This window comes from Limnoglobus sp., from assembly GCF_059499385.1.
Genome location: NZ_JCABYM010000038.1, coordinates 1 through 4,897 on the forward strand (window position 1 = coordinate 1; position 4,897 = coordinate 4,897).

3 protein-coding genes are annotated in these 4,897 nt (G+C 70.7%); all 3 read left to right on the forward strand.

Annotation, left to right across the window (positions count from 1 at the left end; all coding sequences use genetic code 11):
• The first annotated feature begins 55 nt into the window (after positions 1-55).
• The 3 genes from amaB to AC5JJ2_RS06305 all read left to right on the forward strand — a co-directional run bounded on the left by amaB (position 56) and on the right by AC5JJ2_RS06305 (position 4,801).
• Complete coding sequence (amaB, locus tag AC5JJ2_RS06295) at positions 56-1,579, forward strand: L-piperidine-6-carboxylate dehydrogenase (protein ID WP_495857116.1); 1,524 nt, start codon at positions 56-58, stop codon at positions 1,577-1,579.
• A gap of 158 nt (positions 1,580-1,737) precedes the next feature.
• A complete protein-coding gene (locus AC5JJ2_RS06300) occupies positions 1,738-3,240 on the forward strand; it encodes an ATPase domain-containing protein (protein WP_495857117.1) in 1,503 nt (500 codons plus the stop codon).
• Positions 3,233-4,801 (forward strand): ATP-binding response regulator, encoded by a 1,569-nt coding sequence (locus AC5JJ2_RS06305; protein ID WP_495857118.1) that lies wholly within the window; start codon positions 3,233-3,235, stop codon positions 4,799-4,801. Before AC5JJ2_RS06300 ends, AC5JJ2_RS06305 begins: the two co-directional genes overlap by 8 nt.
• The last annotated feature ends 96 nt before the right edge of the window (positions 4,802-4,897 follow it).

A 4,897-nucleotide genomic window follows, 5' to 3' on the forward strand; every position in this document is an offset into this window, starting at 1 on the left:
GGGGGGAGGGAACAAAGCCAGCCTCTGGACCGCCCATCGTTTTGGAGACCCACCCATGCCGACCCCGTTGGACGCCACCCTCGCCGCGCTCGGCGTCGCCTCGCCGTCCCCCGTCGCTGTCGGCCGCCGCTGGCTCGCCGGCTCCGGCCCGACGCTCGACGTGCGGACGCCCATCGACGGCTCGCAACTCGCGGCCTTCCCGCAGGCCACGGCCGCCGACCTGAAGCCGCTGCTCGCCGCCGCGACTTCCGCCTTCAAGGATTGGCGGATGGTCCCCGCCCCGGTCCGCGGCGAGTTCGTCCGCCGCATCGGGGAGAGGCTCCGCCAGAAGAAGGAGCAACTCGCGCAGGTCGTCAGTTGGGAGGCCGGCAAGATCACGCAGGAGGCGCTCGGCGAAGTCCAGGAGATGATCGACATCTGCGACTTCGCCGTCGGCCTCAGCCGGCAGCTCTACGGCCTCACCATCGCCAGCGAGCGGCCGCGGCACCGGCTCATGGAGCAGTGGCACCCGCTCGGGCCGGTCGGCGTCATCACCGCGTTCAACTTCCCCGTCGCCGTGTGGGCGTGGAACGCCATGCTCGGCCTCGTCTGCGGCGACCCGATCGTCTGGAAGCCGTCGCACAAAACACCCCTGTGCGCCCTCGCCACGCACGCCGTCGTGATAAACGTGCTGAACGAGATGCCCGAAATTCCGGACGGCGTCGTCAGCCTCATCGTCGGCGGGACGGACGTGGGCGAGGCGGTCGCGGCCGCGGCGGAGCTGCCGCTCGTGTCCGCGACCGGCAGCACGCGGATGGGCCGGGCCGTCGGGCAGGCGGTCGCCGCCCGGCTCGGCCGGTCGCTGTTGGAACTCGGCGGCAACAACGCGATGATCGTCGCCCCGTCCGCCGACCTGGAGCTGGCCGTGCGGTCGATCACGTTCGCGGCCGTCGGGACGTGCGGCCAGCGCTGCACGACGCTGCGGCGGCTGATCGTTCACAAGTCGATCATCAAGCATCTCGTCGCGTCGCTGAAAACCACGTATGCGCAGCTGCGGATCGGTAACCCGCTGGGGGCCGGCACGCTCGTCGGCCCGCTGATCGACGAGGCGGCGTTCGACGCGATGCAGAAGGCGCTCGACGCCGCCCGCGCGAGCGGCGGCACGGTCTTCGGCGGCGAGCGGATTCCCCGCGCCGGCGTTTACGTCAACCCGGCCATCGTCGAGATCGACCCGTACTCGCCCATCGTTCAGCAAGAAACGTTCGCGCCGATCCTTTACGTGATGCCGTATAAGGACCTGACCGAAGCCATCGACATCCAGAACGGCGTCCCGCAGGGGTTGGCGTCCGCGATTCTGACGAACGACCTGCGGGAGGCGGAGTGGTTCCTGTCGCCGGCCGGGTCGGACTGCGGGATCGCGAACGTGAACATCGGCACGAGTGGGGCGGAGATCGGCGGCGCGTTCGGCGGCGAGAAGGAAACCGGCGGCGGCCGCGAGTCCGGGTCGGACGCATGGAAGGCGTACATGCGGCGGGCGACGAACACGGTCAACTACTCCCGCGACCTGCCGCTCGCCCAGGGGATCAAGTTCGGGGTGTGAGCCGCGGCGGAAACTGGCACGCGGGTTGCTGCACGACTGCTGCCGAAAACGACCCACGCCCTTCCTCCCGGAGGGACCGTCGATTCGTTGCCCACGACACGCCCGTCGCGCGGCTGTGCGCACTCGCGTGCGCACCCGGTTCCCCACCCTCATTAGCCATGCCGAACTCCCTAAAAGCACCGCCGTCGGCCACCGGCATCCCTGGCCTGGACGACATCCTCGTCGGCGGGTTCGCCCCCAGCCGCCTGTACCTCGTCGAGGGCGACCCCGGCGCGGGCAAGACCACCCTGGCCATCCAGTACCTGCTCGAAGGGCGGAAGCGGGGCGAGGTGTCGCTCTACGTCACGCTCTCCGAAACGAAGGTCGAACTCGAAGCCGTCGCCCGGTCCCACGGGTGGACGCTCGACGGCGTCAACGTCCTGGAACTGGTCGCGTCCGAGGCGGAACTGGAGCCGGACAACCAGACCACCATGTTCCAGGCGGCCGACATCGAACTCGGCCAGACGACGACGGCCATCCTCGCCGAGGTCGAGCGGCTGAAGCCCCGCCGGGTCGTCGTCGATTCCCTGTCCGAACTCCGACTGCTCGCGCAGAACCCGCTCCGCTACCGGCGGCAAGTCCTCGCCCTCAAGCAGTACTTCATCGGCCGGGACTGCACCGTCCTGCTGCTGGACGACAAGACGTCCGACGGCAACGACATGCACCTGCACAGCGTCGCCCACGGCGTCCTGTCCCTCGAGCACCTGTCGCCGGAGTACGGGGCCGAGCGGCGGCGGCTGCGGGTGTTGAAGTTCCGCGGCAAGAAGTACCGCGGCGGCTACCACGACTTCAACGTCATCACCGGCGGGCTGGACGTGTTCCCCCGGCTGGTCGCGGCCGAGCACGCCCAGGGCCGCGAGCGGCGGACCCTCGCCAGCGGCGTCCCGGAACTCGACGCCCTGCTCGGCGGCGGGATCGACTACGGGACCAGCTCGCTGTTCATCGGCCCGGCCGGCAGCGGCAAGTCGTCCGTCGCCATCAGCTTCGCCCGTGCCGCCGCCGCGGCCGGGGAGCGGGCGGCGATGTTCGTCTTCGACGAGCGGGTGGAAACCCTCCTCCACCGCGCGGAGGGGTTGGGCCTGGACCTCGCCCCGTTGCTGAAGGCGAAGACGCTCACGATCCAGCCGGTGGACCCGGCGGAACTGTCGCCGGGCGAGTTCGTCGCGGCCGTCCAGCGGGCCGTGGACGGCACGGACGGCCACCCGCCGGCCACGGTCGTCGTCATCGACAGCCTCAACGGCTACCTGCACGCCATGCCGGAGGAGAAGTTCCTGACCGTGCAGCTGCACGAGCTGCTCACGTACCTGGGGCACAAGGGCGTCGCCACGTTCATGATCCTCGCCCAGCACGGGATGCTCGGGACGATGGAGGCCCCGATCGACACCACATACCTGGCGGACACGGTCGTCCTATTCCGGTACTTCGAGGCACTGGGCGAGGTCCGGCAGGCCCTGGCCGTGGTGAAGAAGCGGACCGGCAAGCACGAGCGGGCGATCCGCGAACTCAACCTCGAAGGGGGCGTCCGGATCGGCGGGCCGCTGACGGACTTTCAGGGCGTGCTGACCGGCGTGCCGGTCTACCGCGGCCGGGGCGACGGGCTGATGGGGGCCGAGAATGGCTGACCCCGACGGGGTGGATGAACGCGTCCTGTTGCTCTCCCCGACGACCAAGGACGGCCAGACCGGCTGCCGGCTGCTCGCCGACGCCGGGCTGCGCGGCCACCTGTGCGGGTCCGTCGCGGAGGTGTGCGCCGCCGTCGCGGCCGGCGCGGGGGCCGTCATCGTCCCGGCCGAGGCCCTGCTCGACGGCGGGCGGGACCGGCTGGCCGCCGCCCTCCGGCAACAACCGCCGTGGTCCAACCTGCCCGTCCTCGTCCTCATGTCCGCCGGCCGGATGCCCGGCCACCGCGTCCAGACGCTGCTCGATATCGGCGACGTGACGCTCCTCAAGCGGCCGCTCGAGCCGGCCGAGTTCGTCGCCGCCGTGCACGCCGCCCTCCGCGACCGCCGCCGGCAATACCTCGTCCGCGACCACATGGCCGAGCAGGCCCGGCAGGCGGAGGACCTCCGCGCCGCCGACCGCCGCAAGGACGAGTTCCTGGCCATGCTCGCCCACGAACTCCGCAACCCGCTCGCCCCGATCCGCAACGGGCTGCAAATCCTCAAGATGGCCGCCGACAAGCCGGCCGCCGTCGCGAAGACGCGGGACATGATGGACCGCCAGGTCCAGCACCTGTCCCGGCTCGTGGACGACCTCCTCGACGTGTCCCGGATCACCCGCGGCAAGGCCGAACTCCGCAAGGGCCAGGTGGACCTGACGGCCGCCCTCGGCCGGGCCGTCGAGACCGTCCGGCCGCTCATCGAGGAGCGGCGGCACAAGCTGATCGTCACCCAGCCGGGCCGCCCGGTCTGGGTCTGGGCGGACGCCACCCGGATCACCCAGGTCGTCGGCAACCTTCTCACGAACGCCGCGAAGTACACGGAGGAGGGCGGCCGCATCACCCTCGCCCTGGAGGAGCCGAACGGCGACGCCGTCATCCGCGTCACGGACACCGGCACCGGCATCCCGGCGGACATGCTGCCGAAGGTGTTCGAGCTGTTCACGCAGGTGGACCGCACGCTCGACCGGTCGCAGGGCGGCCTGGGCATCGGCCTCACGCTCGTCAAGAGCCTCGTCGAGATGCACGACGGCACGGTCGCGGCGCACAGCGGCGGCGTCGGCAAGGGGAGCGAGTTCGTCGTCCGGCTGCCGAAGATGCCGGCCGACCAGGTGGCGCTGTCGCGGCCGAAGAACGGCACCGACTTCGCCGACGGCCCGCGGCACCGCATCCTCGTGGTGGACGACAACGTGGACGCCGGCGAGAGCCTCGGCCAGTTGTTGCAGTTCTCCGGCCACCAGGTGGTGGTGGCGCACAGCGGCCCGAAGGCGATCGAGGTCTCCCGCGCGTTCCAACCGCGGGTGGCGCTGCTGGACATCGGGCTGCCGGGGATGGACGGGTACGAGCTGGCCCGGTCGCTGCGGGCGGAGCCGTTCGGCCCGGAACTGCTGTTGATCGCGCTGACCGGGTACGGCCAGGACGAGGACCGCCGCCGAACGCGGGAGGCCGGGTTCGACCACCACCTGACGAAGCCGGCCGACCCGAAGGTGCTGGTGAAGATCCTCGCGGGGAAGACGAGCTACTGACCCCCGCAACGCACGTTGCAAATCTTTTTCCCTTCCCCCCGCCCGGATCGAATCTTAGACTGCGCCGGATAGTGAACGTGTGTTCACATCACGCCG

Excerpts from the sequence above, each read along its gene's own strand:
- amaB (WP_495857116.1), top strand. The coding sequence starts at position 56 with ATGCCGACCCCGTTGGACGCCACCCTCGCCGCGCTCGGCGTCGCCTCG.
- AC5JJ2_RS06300 (WP_495857117.1), top strand. The coding sequence starts at position 1,738 with ATGCCGAACTCCCTAAAAGCACCGCCGTCGGCCACCGGCATCCCTGGC.
- AC5JJ2_RS06305 (WP_495857118.1), top strand. The coding sequence starts at position 3,233 with ATGGCTGACCCCGACGGGGTGGATGAACGCGTCCTGTTGCTCTCCCCG.